This window comes from Bacillus sp. RC240 (assembly GCF_044907945.1).
GTDB lineage: Bacteria > Bacillota > Bacilli > Bacillales > Bacillaceae_G > Bacillus_A > Bacillus_A mycoides.
Window position 1 is genome coordinate 397,392 of record NZ_JBIYCT010000004.1, and the last position, 19,992, is coordinate 417,383.

24 protein-coding genes are annotated in these 19,992 nt (G+C 33.8%); 15 read left to right on the top strand and 9 right to left on the bottom strand.

Features of this window, described 5'->3' with window-relative positions; translation table 11 throughout:
• Positions 1–132: 132 nt before the first annotated feature.
• Positions 133–357 carry a hypothetical protein gene (locus tag ABH955_RS17110; RefSeq protein WP_002012407.1) on the bottom strand — a complete coding sequence of 75 codons (225 nt, stop codon included), beginning with the start codon at positions 355–357 and terminating at the stop codon, positions 133–135.
• An 84-nt stretch (positions 358–441) separates the two neighbouring features.
• Positions 442–789, bottom strand: coding sequence for a DUF4257 domain-containing protein (locus ABH955_RS17115; protein ID WP_000426320.1), 348 nt, complete (start codon positions 787–789; stop codon positions 442–444).
• Positions 790–985: 196 nt separating this feature from the next.
• On the opposite strand from ABH955_RS17115, the gene ABH955_RS17120 reads away from it, so the two are divergent.
• From ABH955_RS17120 to ABH955_RS17140, 5 genes are all read left to right on the top strand, one after another.
• A complete protein-coding gene (locus ABH955_RS17120; RefSeq protein WP_404443253.1) occupies positions 986–1,513 on the top strand; it encodes a DinB family protein in 528 nt (175 codons plus the stop codon).
• Positions 1,514–1,695: 182 nt separating this feature from the next.
• Positions 1,696–2,748 (top strand): ribosome small subunit-dependent GTPase A, encoded by a 1,053-nt coding sequence (gene rsgA / locus ABH955_RS17125; protein WP_002126970.1) that lies wholly within the window; start codon positions 1,696–1,698, stop codon positions 2,746–2,748.
• A gap of 208 nt (positions 2,749–2,956) precedes the next feature.
• The gene (locus tag ABH955_RS17130) at positions 2,957–4,939 is read left to right on the top strand and encodes a methyl-accepting chemotaxis protein (protein ID WP_404443249.1); all 1,983 of its coding nucleotides are present in this window, start codon (positions 2,957–2,959) and stop codon (positions 4,937–4,939) included.
• Between the two features lie 164 nt (positions 4,940–5,103).
• On the top strand, positions 5,104–5,409 hold the full coding sequence (locus ABH955_RS17135; RefSeq protein WP_404443246.1) for a hypothetical protein: 306 nt from the start codon (positions 5,104–5,106) through the stop codon (positions 5,407–5,409).
• A 266-nt stretch (positions 5,410–5,675) separates the two neighbouring features.
• A complete protein-coding gene (locus ABH955_RS17140; protein WP_002086098.1) occupies positions 5,676–6,044 on the top strand; it encodes a DUF3979 family protein in 369 nt (122 codons plus the stop codon).
• Between the two features lie 33 nt (positions 6,045–6,077).
• On the opposite strand, the gene ABH955_RS17145 is transcribed toward ABH955_RS17140, so the two are convergent.
• The gene (locus ABH955_RS17145; protein ID WP_002064968.1) at positions 6,078–7,118 is read right to left on the bottom strand and encodes a YkvI family membrane protein; all 1,041 of its coding nucleotides are present in this window, start codon (positions 7,116–7,118) and stop codon (positions 6,078–6,080) included.
• A gap of 241 nt (positions 7,119–7,359) precedes the next feature.
• Between ABH955_RS17145 and ABH955_RS17150 the strand changes: the two genes are divergently transcribed.
• The 3 genes from ABH955_RS17150 to ABH955_RS17160 all read left to right on the top strand — a co-directional run bounded on the left by ABH955_RS17150 (position 7,360) and on the right by ABH955_RS17160 (position 9,573).
• Complete coding sequence (locus tag ABH955_RS17150) at positions 7,360–7,803, top strand: Dps family protein (RefSeq protein ID WP_002126976.1); 444 nt, start codon at positions 7,360–7,362, stop codon at positions 7,801–7,803.
• Positions 7,804–7,911: 108 nt separating this feature from the next.
• Positions 7,912–8,376: a DUF3939 domain-containing protein gene (locus tag ABH955_RS17155; RefSeq protein WP_000488199.1), complete on the top strand. Its 465-nt coding sequence runs from the start codon at positions 7,912–7,914 to the stop codon at positions 8,374–8,376.
• A 255-nt stretch (positions 8,377–8,631) separates the two neighbouring features.
• The gene (locus tag ABH955_RS17160) at positions 8,632–9,573 is read left to right on the top strand and encodes an alpha/beta hydrolase (RefSeq protein WP_404443241.1); all 942 of its coding nucleotides are present in this window, start codon (positions 8,632–8,634) and stop codon (positions 9,571–9,573) included.
• Positions 9,574–9,625: 52 nt separating this feature from the next.
• Here ABH955_RS17160 and ABH955_RS17165 read toward each other — a convergent pair whose 3' ends face one another.
• Both ABH955_RS17165 and ABH955_RS17170 read right to left on the bottom strand, forming a co-directional pair.
• A complete protein-coding gene (locus ABH955_RS17165; RefSeq protein WP_404491393.1) occupies positions 9,626–10,627 on the bottom strand; it encodes an LLM class flavin-dependent oxidoreductase in 1,002 nt (333 codons plus the stop codon).
• Between the two features lie 104 nt (positions 10,628–10,731).
• Entirely contained in the window at positions 10,732–10,923 is a 192-nt protein-coding gene (locus ABH955_RS17170) for a DUF3896 family protein (RefSeq protein WP_282914753.1), read from the bottom strand.
• Between the two features lie 187 nt (positions 10,924–11,110).
• Between ABH955_RS17170 and ABH955_RS17175 the strand changes: the two genes are divergently transcribed.
• Together ABH955_RS17175 and ABH955_RS17180 are read left to right on the top strand one after the other, a co-directional pair.
• Positions 11,111–12,583, top strand: coding sequence for a flavin monoamine oxidase family protein (locus tag ABH955_RS17175; protein ID WP_033730283.1), 1,473 nt, complete (start codon positions 11,111–11,113; stop codon positions 12,581–12,583).
• Between the two features lie 75 nt (positions 12,584–12,658).
• A complete protein-coding gene (locus ABH955_RS17180; protein WP_002126982.1) occupies positions 12,659–13,243 on the top strand; it encodes a GNAT family N-acetyltransferase in 585 nt (194 codons plus the stop codon).
• Between the two features lie 24 nt (positions 13,244–13,267).
• On the opposite strand, the gene ABH955_RS17185 is transcribed toward ABH955_RS17180, so the two are convergent.
• Positions 13,268–14,170 carry an aldo/keto reductase gene (locus tag ABH955_RS17185; protein WP_404443236.1) on the bottom strand — a complete coding sequence of 301 codons (903 nt, stop codon included), beginning with the start codon at positions 14,168–14,170 and terminating at the stop codon, positions 13,268–13,270.
• 165 nt (positions 14,171–14,335) lie between these two features.
• On the opposite strand from ABH955_RS17185, the gene ABH955_RS17190 reads away from it, so the two are divergent.
• The 3 genes from ABH955_RS17190 (at position 14,336) to ABH955_RS17200 (ending at position 16,693) form a co-directional block, all read left to right on the top strand.
• Positions 14,336–15,286, top strand: coding sequence for a CobW family GTP-binding protein (locus tag ABH955_RS17190; RefSeq protein WP_404443233.1), 951 nt, complete (start codon positions 14,336–14,338; stop codon positions 15,284–15,286).
• Positions 15,287–15,403: 117 nt separating this feature from the next.
• Positions 15,404–15,928 carry a PadR family transcriptional regulator gene (locus tag ABH955_RS17195; protein WP_002189354.1) on the top strand — a complete coding sequence of 175 codons (525 nt, stop codon included), beginning with the start codon at positions 15,404–15,406 and terminating at the stop codon, positions 15,926–15,928.
• An 18-nt stretch (positions 15,929–15,946) separates the two neighbouring features.
• A complete protein-coding gene (locus tag ABH955_RS17200) occupies positions 15,947–16,693 on the top strand; it encodes a VOC family protein (protein ID WP_404443230.1) in 747 nt (248 codons plus the stop codon).
• 14 nt (positions 16,694–16,707) lie between these two features.
• Here ABH955_RS17200 and ABH955_RS17205 read toward each other — a convergent pair whose 3' ends face one another.
• Positions 16,708–17,178: a GNAT family N-acetyltransferase gene (locus ABH955_RS17205; protein ID WP_002031458.1), complete on the bottom strand. Its 471-nt coding sequence runs from the start codon at positions 17,176–17,178 to the stop codon at positions 16,708–16,710.
• Between the two features lie 138 nt (positions 17,179–17,316).
• On the bottom strand, positions 17,317–18,267 hold the full coding sequence (locus ABH955_RS17210; RefSeq protein WP_088293937.1) for a metal ABC transporter substrate-binding protein: 951 nt from the start codon (positions 18,265–18,267) through the stop codon (positions 17,317–17,319).
• Between the two features lie 197 nt (positions 18,268–18,464).
• Here ABH955_RS17210 and ABH955_RS17215 point away from each other — a divergent pair, with 197 nt between their 5' ends.
• Entirely contained in the window at positions 18,465–18,689 is a 225-nt protein-coding gene (locus ABH955_RS17215) for a hypothetical protein (RefSeq protein ID WP_002012427.1), read from the top strand.
• 116 nt (positions 18,690–18,805) lie between these two features.
• Positions 18,806–19,465, top strand: coding sequence for an oxidoreductase (locus ABH955_RS17220; RefSeq protein ID WP_003188777.1), 660 nt, complete (start codon positions 18,806–18,808; stop codon positions 19,463–19,465).
• Between the two features lie 152 nt (positions 19,466–19,617).
• Here the strand turns inward: ABH955_RS17220 and ABH955_RS17225 are convergent, their stop codons facing one another.
• Positions 19,618–19,968 (bottom strand): hypothetical protein, encoded by a 351-nt coding sequence (locus ABH955_RS17225; protein ID WP_404454968.1) that lies wholly within the window; start codon positions 19,966–19,968, stop codon positions 19,618–19,620.
• Positions 19,969–19,992: the final 24 nt, after the last annotated feature.

The window sequence follows — 19,992 nt, forward strand, 5'->3', positions numbered from 1 at the left end:
ATAGGGATTTATATATCGGCATATAGTTCCTTGGAAAAGGATATACTTAGTTTAACATATAGGACTACTTATATTTGTGAAATAGATGTGAAAGTAATGTGAAAAATGCCGTAATAAAAAGCACTGTTTTAGCTAAAACAGTGCTTTTCGTTTAGATTGAACTGTTGCCGCATTTTCATCATGTATTCCTGCTTCTTCAATAATTCGTTTTTTTACTTTATTTAATAGATGGTCTACTGCCTCACCAAAATAGTTAGCTTCGCTTTTTGTGCGGGCTTCTCGTAAACATTTATAGTTTTCTAGCAGTTCCTCTTTTTCGGTGTTTGTTAAGAAATCTTCTATTTTCTTTTTTGTCATACGAAACACCCTTTCTTCTGACAAACGACGCAATAGAAAATATTTATTTTTTATTATAACAATAATTTTTAGAGAAAGTATAGACTAACGTCGTAATAGTTTGTCAATTTCTTGGATTTTCTCATCAGCTTTCCCAATTTGCGTATTTTTAGCCTGTTCACCACCAAGAGCTTGGTGAAGTAAAAACGTTTGACCGGAAATAGCGGTCACAATGGAGACTTTTATAATTTCTTTTATTAAGGTGACATCGAATAAAACGAGTCCAAGAAGTGCGGCGAGGCTACCTGTAAAAATATCAGTTAAAAATCCAAAATGAAAAAAAGTTTTTAAACGGCGTGGAAGCAATAACTTGCCTTGGTTATTGATTAGATGGGAAACGAAGCCAGTAATGCCACCAACGAGAACTGCGGTTAGCCATTGATACATTTCCATCGAATCCACTCCTTTTAGTGAATAAGATTCGATAATTTTATATTGATTCCTTTTAATATTTCATATAAGCATATTGAGAAAGTTTGTTTAGGTTTATTCCGTATTCAATTTAATTATAACAGAAAAATCTGATATATTTCAGTCTATTATATGAAGCGGTTATTCCTTAATATGAATGTAGAAAGGGGTGCGTGATATGAATATAGATTATCGAATAAGAAGTGTAGATGGTTATACAAAAAATATAGGGGAATTAGTAAGCATGCTGGAACATACGAGGGCTGTAACATTACAGGAAATAAACGAGCTATCAGTTGAGCAATTAGATTTAATTATGCCGAGTGGAGGGAATTCCATCGGAGCGTTACTAAAGCATATAGCAGCTATTGAAAAAGCACATCAGCTTATTTCATTTCAAAAGCGTGACTTTACAAAAGAAGAATTAGAAATATGGGAAGATGCACTGTATTTAGGGGAAGCAGGGAGAACGATTCGTGGTCATGAAATACAGTATTATATACAACTTTTGCAAAGTGTTCGAGAAGAGTCGCTAAAGTATTTGAGTAAAGTAGATGATACATGGCTAATGTCAGAAAGAAAGTGGCCTAAAGGTGTAGCGTATAACCAGTACTATCTTTGGTTTCATGTGATAGAAGATGAAATTAGTCATCGTGGACAAATTAGAATGTTAAAGAAAAAGTTATTCGAAAATTACGTCAAATAAAGTAGCTTTTTAAATCGACATTCCATATAATGAGAGTAATTAAAATAAAATCGGAGTGATGTATTATGGCGAATATGACTGTAATGAATAATAAATTAAATACAAAGGTGGATGGAAAGGGCGATATTATATAAGATAGTTCGCAATCCTTCCACTTAGTACAAACTAGGGAGGATATTGATTTGAATCAAAATATTTTAGAATCATTCGGCTGGGATTCATTTTTTGAAGAGCAAGCTGTAGAGAAGAATTATGAAGTAGGGCGTATTTTACTTGAGCATAAGCATATATATCGCATTATTTGTAATGACGGTGAATATATGGCAGAGCTGTCTGGGAAGTTTCGGCATGAAGCGGTAACGAAAGGAGATTACCCAGCAGTTGGTGATTGGGTGTATATAAAGAAAATAGAAAATGAGAAAAAGGCAATCATTCATCGTATTTTTTCGAGAAGAAGTTCTTTTTCAAGACAAGAAGCTGGTAATAGAACTGAAGAACAAATAATTGCAGCAAATGTTGATTATTTATTTTTAGTGAATGCACTTAACCATGATTTTAACGTAAGAAGGTTGGAGCGTTATTTACTATTAGCGTATGAAAGTGGTGCAATGCCTGTTATTGTTTTAACAAAAAGTAGTTTATGTGAAGATGTGGAACAAAAAATTGTAGAAACGGAAGCTGTTGCAATTGGTGTTCCGGTCTTCGTCGTCGATAGTTTAGAGCATAGAGGTATTGACTCATTACAACAATTTGTTGCTTCAGGAAAAACAATTGCTTTAGTCGGCTCATCAGGGGTTGGAAAATCTACTTTGTTAAATGCACTCGTAGGAATTGAGATAGCGAAAACGGGAGATATACGTGAGGAAGATAGTAAAGGGCGGCATACGACAACTCATCGTGAGCTGTTCCAACTACCGAGTGGGAGCTTAGTCATTGATACTCCTGGCATGAGGGAGTTACAACTTTGGGAAGGAAGCGATGCAATCCAAACAACATTTTCTGATATTGAAGAATTTGCAAAAACATGCCGCTTTCGAGATTGTAAACATGAGAATGAACCAGGATGCGCAGTGCATAAAGCAATTGATAACGGGCTAATGACGATAAATCGTTTGCAAAGCTATAAAAAGTTGCAAAGAGAATTGGCGTATTTTATGAGAAAACAAGATGCTATTCTCGCAAGAGCTGAGCGTGATAAGTGGAAGAAGATTTCTAAACAACATAAAAAAATGTAAAAAACCAAAGGACTATTCCTTTGGTTTTTTGTATTTGTAAATTTTATAATAATATTATTCATATATATAGACAAAGGGAGAATATTTGTTTAAACTTTACAAGGTGTTTATCAAAAACGAATTGTAAAAATAGAGGATAGGGAATGGGATATATTCATAATTGGTTATTTATCTTTAAAACTTAATATTTAAATGTAGGAGGTTTATAATGAGTAAACTGTTAAGGTGGTTTCGAGATATAAAAGTAGCAAAAAAGCTATTAATTTCATTTTTGATAATTTTAATTGCGGCTGTCTCTATTATTGGAGGAATGTCTTATCAAACGGCTAAAAAGAATTTTGAATCACAAATTACGAGTAGTGCTCACGATAATATAAAAATATTAGATAATTTAATCAATCAAATGATTGAGGCGAAATTTAACGAAGTAAATAACTTTGCACGAGTGATTCATAGTGATATGTATCAAGGAGATAATCAAGATGAATTAAGAAAGGTATTATCTCAATATATTAATTTAAATAAAGATATTGAACAAGTATATGTTGCCGGCAATGATAAGAAGTTTGTGCAAGAACCAAATATACAAATGGCAGCAGATTATGATCCAACAACTCGTTCTTGGTATAAAGATGCAGTGAGTAAACAAGGTGGAATCGTGGTCACTGAACCGTATAAGGCGAAAGGAAATGGACATATTGTCGTAACGATTGCGAAACAAACAGAAGATAAAAATGGTGTTGTTGCGGTAGATTTAAGTTTAGAGAATTTATTGAAAACAACAAAGTTAATCAATATTGGTAAAAAAGGATATACTTTCATTTTAGATGGAAAACAAAAAATAATTGCGCATCCTCAAGAAAAACCAGGAGATAAAGCAGCTGATTCTTGGGCAAAGAGAATTTACGAAGATAATCAAGGCACTTTTTCATACACGTATGATGGTAGTGAAAAGAAAATGGTATTTGCTACAAACTTAAAAACAGGTTGGAAAATCGGTGGAACGATGTACTCAAATGAAGTAATTGAAGCTGCTCAGCCTGTATTTTATAATATGTTAATTGTTATGCTTATTTCATTAGTTGTAGGAGGGGCACTTATTTATTTAGTAACTCTTTCTATTACAAAACCTTTAAAGAGATTAGTTGCCACTTCTAAAGAAATAAGTGAAGGAGATTTAACGCAAACAATTGAAATTCATTCAAACGATGAAATCGGTCAACTTGCAAAAGGTTTTAATGAAATGACAGATTCACTAAGAACGTTAATTGGAAGAATTAATACTTCAGCAGGGCATGTTGCAGCTGCATCTGAAGAGTTAACAGCAAGTGTGAGACAAGCGAGTGAAGCGACTGAACAAATTACATTAGCAATGGATGAAATATCAAGTGGTGCAACGACGCAAACAGCAAGCGTAGAAAATGGTGCTATGTTACTGTTTGATGTAACAGAAGGGATTCAGCATGTAGCAAATAGCTCATCATCTATTAATACTGCTTCTGCTCACACTCGCGAAAAAGCAGAAGATGGTGGAAAGCTAGTTGGAAAAACAGTAAATCAAATGCAATCTATTGCGGAATCAGTTTCACAGTCAGATGCTGTTATTCAGTTGTTGAATAACAAATCAAAGCAAATTGGTGATATTTTAGAAGTTATTCAAAATATTGCAGATCAGACAAATCTTCTAGCTTTAAATGCAGCAATTGAGGCTGCAAGAGCTGGTGAGCATGGAAGAGGCTTTGCAATTGTTGCTGATGAAGTACGAAAATTAGCAGAACAATCTAGTGTATCATCAAGTGAAATTAGTAAATTAATTTGTGAAATACAAGATGATATGAGTAAGACAGTAAAATCTATGAATAATGTAAATGAAGAAGTGCAATCTGGACTTGTTATTGCAAATGAAACGAAACAAAATTTCACTGAAATTTTACAATCTACAAATGAAATTGCTGACCAAATTAAAACGATGGTTGAAACGGCTAATGGGATGTCAAAAGGTGCAAATGAAGTATCTATTTCGGTTGGTCAAATTGCTATGACGGCACAAAATAATGCGACGAGTACACAAAGTGTTGCAGCGTCAGCTGAGGAGCAGCTAGCTTCCATGGAGGAAATTGGTTCTGCAGCTGGTACACTATCTCAAATGGCTGAAGAGTTACAAGTATTAATTGAAAGATTTAAAGTATAAAAAGGGGAGGCTGTCTCAAAATAGCATTAGTGCTATTAGAGACAGTCTTTTAGCTGATAAACGGATTAGGGGTTCAATGTATTTAATGTTTGTCGAAAAATAGAGGAATTTGTTAAGCGGGTGTATAATTAATATAATATATACTACGTTTAAAGGAGATCAGTATGGGAGTGTATTGGGGAACGAAAAGATATTCTTGGCTTAGCTATGTCTCGTTTTGGTTAAGCATTTTATTCTTTGTTGCTTTTTTAATTGAAGTGTTTGTATTTAAAACACTTTCAAATAGCTCATTACAAATTGTTAAATACTTTTATTTTATATTTGTTCCATTAAATATCATTTTTAGTTTAAGGTTATTATTTAAGAATAATGAAAAGAAAATATTACCGATTTTTAGTTTAATTGTATCACTATTATTTGCAAGTTTAATTATAGTGTTAGCATTAGCAGCTACAGGAAAAATCTTATGAGGAGAGTGATATAAATTACTCTTCTTTTTTGTGGTTTTTTAAGATTTATAAGTAGTGTGTAGGAAATAAGGAAAGTGATAAGTTATCAGTAAGGGAACATACTAGTGAATAGAGAGTGAACTGAAAATATTATATGTTTTGTATGTGTTTATAAAGCAAATGAATGCAGTAAGATTCGTGATATATGGTACAATAAACATGGATAGTGATAGAGATAAAGGGTATATAAAATACTCATCGTTTTTTAGTAAGAGAGGGGTTATCTTATGCTGTACGAGGATTTGATGACATTATTCCAAGCTGCTCCGATAGAATTAGATAGAGGCGGCTGGAAATATATAATCCAGGAACAAAATGATAATTATGAAATTGTTGATGAAATGTTAAAAAAGCAAATGAATGTTGAATTGTATTTTAATGAGTATGATGAGGTGAAAATCACTTTATATAAAGATGGAAGCCCTATTACTACTATGCAAAGAATTGCTATTTCAAAAGTTGAGTTGGATGAAGAGGAAGACGGCATTCAATTCGTATTGGAACGCATGCCAAGTCGAATGATTCGTTTGCAATTAAAGCCATATCTTGCAGTAGAAATGGGGCCGTACTGGGAAGTATGTGAAGACTGTGAATGAAGATGAAAAACATCCGTATACACGGATGTTTTTTTATGTTTTTTGAAGTTGTTTAAAGGCAATAATCGGTAGTAAAATGATGCTCACCCAACCGATAATAGGGTATAGAATATGAAGTAATTCACTATATCCAATGAAACTAAAGCAATAACTAATTAGTAATATGAAGTAAATAATGTTATTACTTTTCCATCCGGTAATGGATTGCATTTGTTTTGTCATCCCGAACACATTACCAACTAAAGTTGTGAACACTTCACCGAAAATAATAAGAACAAAGAAAAAGTGAAAAGTTGCATTAAATCTTCTTATGACTTCAGCCATTGGGATATTGTATTGATAAAATTGGTCGACTGATAAGATAGCTAAATGGCTGCATAATAAAATTAAAGAAAGTCCTGCACCACCTAAAATTCCACCCCACAAAATGGCTTTTCGATCTTTTACTTCACTGGCTAACGGGACGAGAACGCTTTGGGCGAGCGAAAGATTTAAAGCGACATATGTAATAGGGCTAGTAATCCACTTCATATTCCAGCTCTCTGCAGGAATAGTATTACTAATAGGTGTTGTACTATGGAAAAAGGTTGTAATAGCGAGTCCGATAATAAAGATCATCATAATAGGTACGACAAGCGTATTTACTTCAAAAACACCTTGTAATCCCCGGCTCCCAATAATGAGACAGGCGATGACCGTGATGAAAATACCAAGTTGTCTCGGGAGGCGGAGTTGTTCTTCAAATACTGCACCGGCTCCTGATAACATAACGCTCGTTACACCAAATAATACGAGTAATAGTAATGTGTTTACGACATTTCCAAATACATCCCCAAATAAATATTTGTTGAATTCTTGAGCTGAGAATGCCCCTATTTGTGATGAAAGTAACATCATCTTTGTGCCGAGCCAAATAAAAAAAAATCCACTTATACATATGCCAATGGTTCCGTAAAATCCGTTAACTGTAAAAAATTCAACAATTTCGCGCCCAGTAGCAAATCCAGCTCCAACGACAGTTCCGATATAAGTAGCAGCGACTTTCTTTGCTACTTGCCATTGTTGATTGTCCATGTTATCCCTCTTTCTTCTATGATGAGCTTGACTTACTATTATGCATATGTGTGAGCTTGGACAATTAGACATGTGAAGTAGTTGAAAGAATACATGAATTATATGATATTAGGGAAATATTAAGGTTGTTAAAACTTTGTTACATATAAGCTGTTCATTCGGAAGAGTAGGAAATCTATGGTAAAATGTAATTAAGTTATTAAAAGATAATAATTATAAAATGATAAGAGGAGTGGATTGTATGAGTACGAAAACAAATGTTGTTGAAGTATTAAACAAGCAGGTAGCAAACTGGAATGTGTTATATGTGAAATTGCATAATTATCACTGGTATGTGACAGGACCACACTTCTTTACATTACATGAGAAATTTGAAGAGTTTTATAATGAAGCAGGGACTTACATTGATGAGTTAGCAGAACGTATTTTAGCGTTAAAAGGAAAACCGTTAGCGACAATGAAAGAGTATCTAGCAGCTTCTACTGTGAGTGAAGGGACAGGCAAAGAGTCTGCAGAAGAAATGGTACAAACTTTAGTAAACGATTTTTCTGCACTTATTCAAGAATTAAAAGAAGGTATGGAAGTAGCTGATGAAGCTGGTGATGAAACGTCAGCTGATATGCTATTAGCAATTCATACGACATTAGAACAACATGTGTGGATGTTAAGTGCATTCTTAAAATAAACATAAATTGATTAAAGAAAAACTCTATTGAAAAATTCTTTCAATAGAGTTTTTTGTGATTTTTCAGTTTTCTTTTATGCTATAATATAGTAAAAAGGAGGCGATACAATGTTTCGCTTTTTCAGAACTGGAAAAGAAGATAGGGAAATTACGAAAGATGAATTAGAACAAGCGATGGCGAAGTTTCTAGAAACGAATGCTAATATCGTTTATACAGTTTTAGTAAATGATGATTACACAGTAAATTATGATTTGTTAAAGCCCTATTTACCTGCATTTCCAACAAATTTTTTTCTGATAACGAAGGAAACGCTTGAAGTATTTGAACATACAGAAGAAAATTTAAACCTAGTTAAAGAAATTGATATCGTACAAAAGGCCGTAGATCAATATGTAACAGAAAAAGAAATGTTCCCAATTGTTGAAGATAGTGAAGATCGCCTCATATGCGGAGTGAAGCTAGGACCATATTTAAATCGTATATTAAAAAGAAACTTATATATTTCAGAAAAGCATTATTTAGTTTCAAGTAAACCAGATAAGAAAAAAAAGAATAGTGGGCAGATGTTATGAGAACAACAATAATATATTGTTGTCTTTTTTTGTTATTAAAACATTGATTTTTCAGTCTATTTAACTTTATACTACAACTAGTGGATAGGAAGGAGTGGTGTATTATGCGTATACATACATTAATTATTAAATATCATTCTGAGAATCAGGTATTGTTAAGTTGAATTGTAGAATTTATTTACTTATACCGTGACCCTAGAATGATAGGAATGTTGGAGAAACAATTATTATAAAAGGTTACGGGGGAATTTCTATATGAAAAATAGTATGACTTATATTAAGTTATTAAATGAAACGTTACATTGTTATGCAAATAAAGGAAGTTTTGAAGCGTATTCTTATATAATGAATAATGCTAAAGATGTAATGGGTAATGAAGCGCAAATATATAATTTTAAATATGCATTAGCAAGTGCAGCAGGACTTGAAGGAGAAGCGTTGCATTTAATGAAGAAAGCAATTATAGAAAATGGATTTTGGTACGGAAGTGAGTATTTAATTTCCGATGATGATTTAAAACCACTACATAAATTTGAAGAGTTTCATAGAATGGTTCAATTATGTAAAGAAAGAGAAGAATTAGCAAAGAAATCGGAACAAGCAGACGTGAAATATAAATACAGCAAACAAACTGAAAATCTACTAATAACACTGCATGGGGATCAAGAAAATATACAAATAATAGAACCATATTGGAACTCTGTAATGGAACAAGGTTTTATGCTAGCATTGCCTCAATCTTCCCAAATTCAATTTTCAGATGGATATGTGTGGGATAATATCGAAAGAGGAAGAGATGAGTTAAAAGGACATTACAATAAGATTAAAGTGAATAAAACATTTGGGAATATTATTATTGGTGGCTTTTCTGCTGGGGCAAGAGTAGCGTTACATTCCATGTTACAAGGTGAAATAGAAGTGAACGGTTTTATTTTTGTGGCACCGTGGCTTCCGGAAATGGAAGAATGGGAAGAGATGATTGGAATATTGCATGATAAAAGCATAAAAGGATATATAATATGTGGGGATCAAGATGAAGATTGTTTTGAAGGTACACAGCAATTTGTAACGTTATTAAAGGATAAAAATATAGAACATAAGTATAAAGTTGTGCCTAACTTAAATCATGATTATCCTCATAATTTTGATGAGTTATTAAAAGAAGCTATTGAATATATAGGAAGCAAAAACAATTGATTGGTAGTAAGAAAAGGAGATGCATCATATGTGATGCATCTCCTTTTCGTTATTATAAATTAAAAGCATCTGCCAATAGGCGATAAGAGTTTAATTTATGTTCAAATTGATGAGTAATCGTGACAATCATAAATTCGTCAGTATTATACGCTTTGCTTAAGTTTAATATTTTTTCTTTCACAGAAGACGGATCACCGACAATCATACGTTGACGATTTTCTTTTATGCGGAATAGATCATAAGCACTATACGAATAATTTTGAGCAGTTTCAATAGAAGGAGTACCAGTAGTCCGTTTTCCTTGTTCTAATAGTAAAATCGATAAATCAAGGCTTGATGCAATCTTCTCCGCTTCTTCATTTGTTTCTCCGCAAATAACAAAAATAGATACGATTGATTTTGGTTTATCACCTAAATAGGAAAGTTGGAATTGTTCTTGGTAAGCCTTCATTACTTCAGGGCCACCGTATCCGTTAATGAACTGTGCAAATGCAAAAGAAGCGCCTTGCTTTGCGGCAATCATTGCACTTTCTCCGCTAGAACCGAGCATCCACATTTCAGGAGATGTTGGGATAACTGGAGTAGCCTTTAAGTTTGCATAATGATGGTTTTCTGGTACTTGATCATGTAAGTACATAGCAACATCTGCAATTTGTTCTGGATATTGATCAAGTGAGACCATTTTACCTTCTTGAAGTGCGCGAGTTGCTATCGGCATACCACCAGGCGCTCTCCCGACACCAAGGTCGATGCGGCCCTTATAAAGTGCTTCTAAAACGCGGAAATTCTCGGCAACTTTATATGGACTATAATGTGGCAGCATAACACCACCAGAACCAACTCTAATACGGTCAGTTTTCGCGGCAATATGTGAAATGAGTATTTCTGGACTTGAACCAGCTAAGCTAACTGAATTATGGTGCTCGGATACCCAAAAACGTGTGAATCCGAGTTTCTCAACTTCTTGTGCAAGCGTAACTGTATGTGAAATAGCTTGGGCTGCTGTGCTACCATCTGAAATAGGTGATTGGTCTAATACACTTAATTTGATCATAGAATATACCTCTCAATCTTAATGTACATCCTATTATATATTTACTTACGAAAAATGCGTAATGAAATGCTCAAAAGGAAAAGTGAATAATTTTTTATCCGCTTTTAATGAAAAAACCCTCGTTCATAATGATTCATTTCGACTAAGTTTAATATATATTCGTAGTTATCAATTTCTAAATGTATTTGCTTGCGTTCTTCTTCAGTTAGTTTAACGCTAGTGAGTTTTTTACATAACTGCTGTTTCTTTAATTCTAAATGTTTTTTTGTAGCCTGATAATCGTAAGTACGTTTCATGTGTATCCACCCTTTCCATACAGTTACTATCTGTATGTTTATCATATGAAGTATGTGGAAGGGGGAGAGCTGCACCTTATGTATTTTTAGTGAATTTTCAAATTGTGGTGGTGTTATGTTTAAGTGAATTTATGAATAAAATGCACTAAACCACTAATTTGTATTTCATGAAGTAAGGGGTGGGATTGTGCAGAAAGATATAATGTTTAACAATGAGATGGATGAAACGTTAAAAGTTATAAATAAGGGATTGAAGAAGACGACACGTCCGAAACAAATCATTGTAGTAGGGGCTGGTATGGCTGGATTAGTTTCGGCATCTTTATTAAAAGCAGCAGGGCATGAAGTGAAGGTTTTTGAAGCGAACAACCGTGTAGGTGGCCGCATAGAGACAGTTAGGATGGAAGATACCGGATTATATTTAGATGTTGGAGCGATGAGAATTCCGTATTCGCATACATTAACGATGGCATATATAAGAAAGTTTGGGCTACAGGTGAGCCCTTTTATTAATAGGAATGAGACAGATATTATATACGTAAATGGTCGGGAAACGACATTAAAACAATACGAAAAAGATCCAAGTATTTTAAGATATCCTGTGGAAATGAATGAAGTTGGGAAAACGTCTGAGGAACTATTAATGTTAGCGGTACAGCCCATTATAAATTTTATAAAAAAGAACCCAGAGAAAAATTGGGATATTGTAGTAAAGGATTTTGGGAAATATTCTACAGGTCAATTTTTAAAATATCATCCTTATCAATATAATACGTATTTTTCGCCAGTAACGATTGAGATGATAGGTGTTCTATTAGATTTAGAAGGTTTTTTAGAAAGGTCATTCGTTGAGACGTTACGTTTTTTATATATTATGCAAGAGGAGAGCGGATTTTGCGAAATAATAGGTGGGAATGATAGATTACCAAAGTCTTTTTTACCACAATTAGAAGGAAATATTATATATAATCAAAAATTAATGAAGCTTCATCAACAAGCCAATAGTGTAACAGCCTATTACCGGAACGAGGAAACTTTTGAATATAGTAGTATTACAGGGGATTTAGTTATTGTTACAATTCCTTTTTCAACAATGCGATTTGTAGAAGTAGATCCATTTGATTCGATATCTCATGCGAAGTGGAAAACAATTCGCGAATTGCATTATATGCCAGCTACAAAAATAGGAATTCAATTTAAAAGTCGTTTTTGGGAGGAACAAGGGCAATTAGGTGGGAGAATTATAACAGATCTTCCTATACGTTATGCGTATTATCCAAGCCATGGAATCGGAGAGAAAGGGCCTGCTATGATGTTAGGAAGCTATACATGGTCTTATGATGCGTTGTTATGGGATGGGTTATCAAAGGGGGATCGTATCTATTACACACTACAAAATTTAGCAACAATATTAGGCGGTCAAGTATATGATGAGTTCATGTCTGGAATATCAAAGAGTTGGACATTAGATCCATATGCGCTTGGAGGGTTTGCACTATTTCAAGCTGGCCAAGAATCAGAATTACAGCCAGTCATTGTAAAACCTGAGGGGAGAATATATTTTGCTGGTGATCATACAACGCTGTATCACGGATGGATTCAAGGTGCGATTGAATCTGGAGTTCGTGTAGCGATGGAAGTGAATGATCAAAAAGTTTAAAATTCAGAAATTTCTTTACTGTATAACTTGAGATGGATATTATTATATATAAAAGAATTATAGGGAGTGTTTACAGTGAATCCGTTATTATTCGATTTTCCTTCTGAATTTTATACTGACAGGCTTTTTATTCGAATGCCAAAACCAGGTGATGGTAAAGTTGTATATGACGCAATTCAAGCTTCAATACAAGAATTAAAACCTTGGATGGTCTTTGCACAAAAAGAGCAAACAGAGGAAGAAATAGAAGAGAGTATTAGAAAATCGCATATTCAATTTTTGCAGCGTGAGGATTTGAGATTACTAGTTTTTTCGAACGAAACAGGTGAATTTATTGCATCTGCCGGATTACATCGTATTAATTGGGATATACCTCAATTTGAAATCGGGTATTGGATTGATTCAAGGTTTAGTGGAAAGGGCTATATGGTAGAGGCTGCAAAAGGTATAACAGATTATGCTTTCACTGAATTGAAAGCAAACCGCGTAGAAATTCGTTGTGATTCTCTAAATAAGAAGAGTAGAGCGATACCAGAGAAATTAGGCTTTAAATTAGAGGGTACTTTAGAAAGCGCGAGTGTTGCGGTGGATGGAAATGGATTAAGGGATATGTGTGTATTTGCAATGACGAGAAATACATATGAAAAAGAAGAGCTGTAAAGAAACAGCTCTTCTTTTTGTTTATTATGGTACAGGATGTCCATTAGAGCTTTCGAAAATTGTAAACCATTGTTGGCGGTCTAAGTTAACTTTTGTAGCAAGAGCGGCTGTTTTCACACGATCTAATTTACCAGAGCCAACGATTGGCATCATGTTAGCTGGATGAGCGAGTAACCATGCATACATAACAGTATCGATGCTAGTAACACCTAGTTCAGTAGCAACTTTTTGTAAAGTTTCACGTACACGTATGGCACGTACTGATTGACCAGTAAAGATTTCACCACCAGCAAGAGGTGACCAAATCATTGGATTAATTCGTTTTTCTTGGCATAAATCAATCGTACCTTTTTCAAAATGCTCAAGCTGCATCGCAGATACTTCAATTTGATTTGTAATGAGCGGGAAATCTAAATACGAACTTAACATATTAAATTGTGAAGGTAAAAAGTTAGATACACCGAAGTGACGAACCTTTCCTTCTTGCTTTAAGCGTGAGAACGCTTCTGCCACTTCATTTGGGTCCGTGAATGGATCAGGACGATGAATGAGCAATACATCAATATAATCTGTATGTAAGTTTTGTAATGAATCCTCCGCGCTTTTTATTATATGTTCAGCACTCGTATTGTAGTGAGCAACATATCGCTCTGGAAATTTAGGGGATGGGGGAGCGATTCCACATTTAGTGATGATTTGCATATTTTCGCGTAAGGAAGGCTTGAGTTGTAACGCTTCTCCAAACAATCCTTCACATGTATATCCGCCATAAATATCAGCGTGATCGAAAGTAGTAATCCCCAAATCCATACAGTCTTCAATAAAAGAAAGTAACTCTTGCTTTGTCATATTCCATTCTGCTAAACGCCAGAACCCTTGAATAATACGAGAAAATTCTAGTGTTTCGGCCATTTGAACTCGTTCCATTATAAGTACCCCCTTGATGAATGATAATATTTTTGAAAAGGCTTTCTTGCTACATATTATTATATAGTTACCCGGTTGTACATACAATAAATATGTTTTGCTACAAAAACGTTTTTCTCTATATGCTATAATGTAGAAACATATAGCTATAAGGAGATGTAAGGAATGATTCCAGTAACAATACTAACTGGTTTTCTTGGATCAGGGAAAACGACATTATTAAATCGAATTTTATCAGAGGATCACGGCAAGAAATTAGCAGTGATTGTAAATGAAATAGGGCAAATTGGTATCGATAATCAATTAATTATGAACGTTGAAGAAGAAATTATGGAAATGACAAACGGTTGTTTATGCTGTACTGTGCGTGAAGATTTACTTGTTGCTTTAAAACAATTACTGGATGTGAAAGCAGAAGGGAAAATGGACTTTGATGGATTAGTAATTGAAACAACAGGTCTTGCAAATCCAGGTCCGATTATTCAAACTTTCTTTTTAGATCCAGTTATTCAATCTGCATACCAAATTAACGGTGTTGTAACAGTTGTAGATAGCTATCATATACATAAACATTTTGAAAAGGGACTAGAAGCAAAAGAACAAATTGCCTTTGCTGATGTTGTGTTAGTAAATAAATTAGATTTAATTGAAGAAAATGAGAAAGAAAGTCTCGTACATGAACTGCAAGGAATTAATCCAACTGCAAAATTAATCGAGACGACTAACTGTGAGGTAGATATACCATCGTTACTACAAATTCAAACGTTTAAAACGAAAGATACGTTACAAATTTACCCTCATAAAGAACATAACCATTTAGAAGGTGTAAAATCGTTTGTACTACGTGAAGAGCGTCCGTTAGATTTACAAAAACTGAATGAGTGGATGTCAGCTGTCGTGCAAGAGCTAGGGGAGTATTTATATCGTTACAAAGGGATATTATCTATTGACGGAGTAGATAAAAGAATTGTTTTCCAAGGTGTACATACATTGTTTGCTGCTTCGTACGATAGAGAGTGGCAAGAGGGCGAAGAGCGAGTAAGCGAAGTAGTGTTCATCGGAAAAGATATTAATAAAGAATGGTTCCAAGAACATTTCCAAGAGTGTGTGAAATAAGTCTGCGTAAATCGCAGGCTTATTTTTGTTTTTTTGTTTACTAAAATTGGAATTTGTATTAAAATAATCTGAAATTACTAAACGTTTAGTATTTTGTTAGGGGTAGGGGGAGAAAAGGTGCGTTTAATGATTCTTGGATTGCTTACTAAAAGGGAGTCGCTATCTGGTTATGAAATACAGCAGGCGCTAAATATGGTGCAAAGTAAAAAATGGGCGGAAGTTTTCCCAGCTTCTATTTATCACGCATTAAAAAAAATGGAAAATGAAAATTTCATTCAAGTTAAAGCAATTGAAATGACCGGAAAACGGTCGAAAACGATATATTGTATTACAGAAAAGGGAAGTCAAGAATTTAAAAGGTTATTAAAGGAGTCGTTTCAAAAAACTTCAGTTATGTTTCCGAAACATCTATATACAGCGTTAACATTTCTGTCAGAAGAAGAGAGTATGAGAGAGGAGGTTTTAGAAGCTCTAGAAGAGCAGAAAAGTGAAATACGATCTACTTATGAAGAGATGAGGGAAGGAGAAAGACTAAAAGATAACGCGCCAGCGTATGTGAAACTAATTTTCGAAAATATGTATGAACAATGTGAGATGCAACTTCGATTTATTCATAGGTTAGAGAAACTATTAAAAAACTAAAAATGTGGTGGGAAGAATATGAAAATCGATCATCTTGTTATAAATGTAAATAAAAAAATACAAGAAAATAAGGAAACGATTAAAAATGTACATTCTATCGGGCTTCCATATGTTCCGAAATGTGGAAAGGGAACGAAAGGGTTTAAAGTATCTAACATATGGATTGGAAAAGAATATTTAGAATTAGTAAGAGTAAAAACAAAAGATGGGGGTGGTTGGGTACAAGAGTGGGTTCAGAAATATTGTGATGGCCATAGGGGACTCATCGGACTGGCAATTGATGTTGAAAATATAGATAAAGTGTATGGGAAAATGATAGAAGGTGGAATTGAAATTACAAAACCAGAACCATTACACTACAAGTGGTTTTTTAATTTATTTAAGAAAACTATGCCGTGGAAAAATGCATACATACAGCCGATGAAGGGGATGCCGTTTCAATTCTTTCTACAACAAATGGACGATCAAAAGAGCAGAGAATATATGGAGAAATATATGTATCCAAATAGTTTGGAACAGGGAATTACAGGGATAAATACGGTGAAATTATATGGAGAAATAACAAATGAAGATAGAGACATTATTAGTTGTCTATTTTCAGATGTTACAAATGAGGAAGAAGAAATAGTAATACGTTTAAGCAATCAAATGATTCATCTAATTCAATCGAATGAGCATTTTACGGAGATAATACTAGATTGCAAAAGCGAAGCACATAGGGAGAAAAAATTAAATATAGAAAATGTGACATTAATAAATAAATAATAAAAAGCCTGTTTTCACAGGCTTGTATTTTCATCTATTAGTAATTCCATTACAACACCTACAACTGGGCCTTCGTCATCAATATCACCATTTAAACGGAAGCCAAATGATTCATATAGTCCCATTGCGAGTTTGTTGTCAGGATGTAAACTTAAATAAATTATTTTACATTCAAATTTTTCTTGTAAGAATTGAATGAGTATGCGAAGGAAACGTTTTGCGTATCCTTTTCCTTGATATTGTTGATCAATCATAAAGCGATCTAACCAGACACTTTTACGTTTTTCCCAATACCATCCATACATTGCATACCCTACAAGTGTTTCTCCATCATATAAACCTACTGACGTTCCGTTTCCTTCAAATAATGATTCTGCTAAAGAAAACGCATTGCTTTCAATAAATTGCTGCTGGTCTTTTGCGACGTTTAAAGCAGCTACTGAACGCCAATTTTTTGCTGTTACTTCACTAATGTGAAGAGTCATAATTCCAACTCACCTTCTAGATTAATATAGCTTAAAAGCTAATATGGATAATTTTACTTGTTATTTTGGTCAAGTCAAGGATAAATACATAAAAAGGCAGCTGAATGACATATTCAGCTGCCTAGAAAATATAGTTGATTAGTTTGTTGCTTCTTTTAAAGTATTTACGTTTTCTTCCATTAATGTGAAGTAATCTTTATTGTTCTTTGCATCATCCTCAGAAATAGTAGCAAGGTGATTTAAGCGTAAAATTTTTGTACCTGTTTCTTTTTGAATAACTGATGCTACTTTTGGAGTAGAGAATGTTTCAAATAAAATATATTGTAGACCGTGCTCTTTTACTGTTTTTGTAATGTCAGCAAGCTGTTTTTGAGATGGTTCATCAGATGCTGAAATTCCAGCGATTGGAATTTGTTTCAAACCGTATCGTTGTTCCCAGTAGCCGTAAGCTGCGTGTGAAACTAATATTTCTTTCGTTTTTGCATTTGCAACAACTGCTTTAAATTGATCATCTAAATCAGTGAATTTTGTTTGTAGTGCTGCAAAGTTTTTTTCGAACTCTTTTTTATGTTCAGGCTGTAATTCTACAAGTGCATTTTTAATTTTTTCTGCTTGTTTCATCGCAAGAGTAGGATCTATCCAAACGTGTGGGTCTTTATCGTGATGATGTTCATCTTCTTTATGACCGTCTCCATGATCGTGCTGCTCTTCTTCAGATGAAGCACGAAGTTCGATATCTTTAGATGCATTTACAATTTTTACGTTTTCTTTTTTTAATGATTTTTCCATTTTTTCGGCAAATGGTTCTAATTCTGCGCCGTTATAAACAAATAAATCGGCTTTCGCCACTTGTACAGTCTGCTTTTGACTTGGTTCAAATGTATGAGAATCCGCACCAGGTGGGTAAATTGTTTCTACATTTACATAATCACCACCGATTTTTTTTGCAAAGTCAGCGAGTGGGAAAATGGTTGTATAAACAGAAAGTTTCCCATCTTTTTTCGTTGCACCTTCTTTGTTGTTAGAACATCCAGCAAAGATGAGTGTGAAAATAAGTATAAATGAAAATAGAGCTAATTTTTTAGGCATATAATTCTCCTCTTTTCTTTTTTACAATTATATTTTCTCCAAATATAAGAAGAAAATATCGTTTTAATACAAAACGGAATAATTACGTTTTAGTTTGCGAACCTAGTATAATACATCTTTATGAAAGTTGCAATAAATAATAATCATTACGATTTGATTTTGTAATAAATCTGTCAAAAAGAAAGGTATTAATTTTTATGATTGGTGCATATGTGACAATGTTACTTTCATATATTGGGAGGGAGCAGAAAAAAGGGGATGAGCGCTTGGGTTACTTCATGGAAGCTATCTTATTAATACTTGCGGTTGTTTTGCCATTATCTTTTGTTTTAATTTTTTTAAGAAGACTAATAAGTAATTTAGGGGATGCTACAACAATTACAAAATTGCCAGCGGAAGAAAAAGAAGAGAAAAAAGAGTAAGTAAAGCACTATGCATACGCATAGTGCTTTACTTATGGTAAAATGGGAGAACGGAAACTCCTGTTAGCGACGATTAGCTATAGGAGAGAATAGTAAATAAAGAGGTATACACATATATGAATAAGCGAACAGCGTTAGTACTTGGCGCAAGTGGGTTAGTTGGACAAGAAATAACGCGACTATTACTTGACTCAGATTACTACGATTCGGTTACTATTTTTGTAAGGGAACCATTACAATTACAGCATGAGAAATTGCAACAGAAACAGGTGGATTTTTCAGTATTAGAGGAATACAAAGAATTTTTTGCAGTAGATGATGTTTTTAGTTGCTTAGGAACAACGATAAAAAAAGCGAAGTCGAAGTCGAATTTTAAAAAAGTAGATTATGAATATACATTACGAGCTGCCTGCTTAGCTGAAAAACAAGGCGTGCAAAATTTTCTTGTTATTTCATCAATGGGAGCAAAACCTAAATCATTTTTCTTTTACTCGCAAGTGAAGGGGAAAATGGAAGAGGAGCTGAAAAAGCTAGTTATTGGTGGCATACATATTTTCAGGCCGTCATTATTAGTTGGAAATCGACAAGAATATCGTTTTGGGGAAAGAATGGCTGAGAAATTATCTCGTATTCTTCCGTTTATATTTAAAGGGGCTTTTAAAAAGTATAAACCAATTTCAGCTAAAGATGTGGCGAAAGGAATGTATATAACAGCGCTACGTGAAGAATCTGGTATTCATATTTATAATTCAAATGAAATTACAACGATAGAATAAATAAAACCGAGAAGAATGACTTTTACTGAAAGACAAAGGAAATAGAGTTTTAGGCTTGGATTAACAGTAAATACACGTTGTTTAACACTTATACTAAAATGAAAGAGGAGTGGGGAATCCACTCCTTTTATCACGACAATTTTATTCCACTTTTATCCCTCATACGTCTCAAATAACCTTTTCAAATACGCCTGATTTCCTTTCACGATATACTGCTCAGTTTCTATTAAACGCGTTGCTAATTCGGACTTCGTTAGACGCATATACTGTCTGTAAACATTCTTTAAATTCCTGTCAGACTTTAATTGTTCAAACTCGTGAAAAGCATGTTTTTCATTTTGTCGATAGGGAAGGTGCTTTTCGATCTCTTTTTGTTTTTTCTTATAACTCTTACTCTTTTCTTTATAATACGCATAGATTTTTTCATGATTTCTTATAGTATTAAAATGAATCCCTTGGCCTTGTTCATCGAGTTCTTTTGTCTTTTTAGATACATTGTGCAAGGTAACTTCTTTGCCCTCCGCAAG